Raw genomic sequence first — 1,073 nt, 5'->3', positions numbered from 1 at the left:
GACCGTGATGCGCTGGCCGCCGTCCTGGCCGCCGTGCCCGTGGAGTGGCCGCTGACGGCGGTGGTGCATACGGCCGGTGTCCTTGACGACGGTGTGCTGGCCTCGCTCACGCCGGAGCGGGTCGCGGCGGTGTTGCGGCCGAAGGTCGACGCAGCCTGGCATTTGCACGAGTTGACGCGGGATCTGGACCTGTCCGCGTTCGTGCTCTTCTCGGGTGCGGCTGCGGCTTTCGGTGCGGCCGGTCAGGGCAGTTATGCGGCGGCGAATGCGTTTTTGGAGGTGCTTGCCGAGCGGCGTCGTGCCGAGGGGCTGCCGGCGGTCGCGCTCGCGTGGGGCCTGTGGGCTCCGCAGGAGGGCGGGATGGCGGAGCGGCTCGACGAGGTCGACCTGCGGCGCATGGCCCGCGACGGGATGGGTGCGCTGTCCGGGTCGGAGGGGCTGGCGCTGTTCGACACGGCGATGGCGGTGGACGCGCCGGTGCTGCTGCCGATGCGGCTGGATCTTGGGGTGCTGCGCGCGCAGGCGGCGGCCCCCGGTGCCACGGCGGCGCTGTTGCGCAATCTGGTGCGGGTCCCCTCCCGCCGTCGTGCCGAGCAGCGATCGGCGGTGGAGGGCCACTCTCCGCTGGTGGCCGGGCTGGCCGGCATGTCGGCGGGTGAACGCGCCGCGTCCGTGCTGGAGTTGGTGCGTGGTCGTGTCGCTTCGGTGCTCGGTCATGCGGATGCCGGGGCGGTCGAGGCCGACCGTGCTTTCAAGGAGTTGGGCTTCGACTCGCTGACGGCGGTGGAGCTCCGCAACGTCCTGAAGCAGGAGACCGGGCTGCGGTTGTCGCCGACCCTGGTCTTCGACTATCCGACCCCGAGCGCCCTCGCCCAGCACCTGCTCGCCGAGATCGGCGGCGTCGAAACCTCCGATGCGGGTCGTCCGGTTGTGCGCACCGCGCCGGCCGGGTCCGACGACGATCCGATCGTGATCGTGGGCATGGGCTGCCGCTTCCCTGGCGGTGTCCGCTCGCCCGAGGACCTGTGGCGGCTCGTCGCCACCGGTGGTGACGGCATCACCACCTTCCCCGT

At 72.2% G+C, this 1,073-nt stretch carries 1 protein-coding gene; it reads left to right on the top strand.

The features are described from left to right. Positions 1–1,073 (top strand): beta-ketoacyl reductase (locus ACZ4N5_RS43050; RefSeq protein ID WP_467762416.1); only part of this gene is annotated, 1,073 nt, incomplete at both ends.

The sequence above is a fragment of the Streptomyces sp. NPDC026500 genome (genome assembly GCF_055567635.1).
The sequence above is the reverse complement of the archived record's forward strand: the minus strand, read 5'-3'. Positions and strand labels throughout refer to the sequence as shown.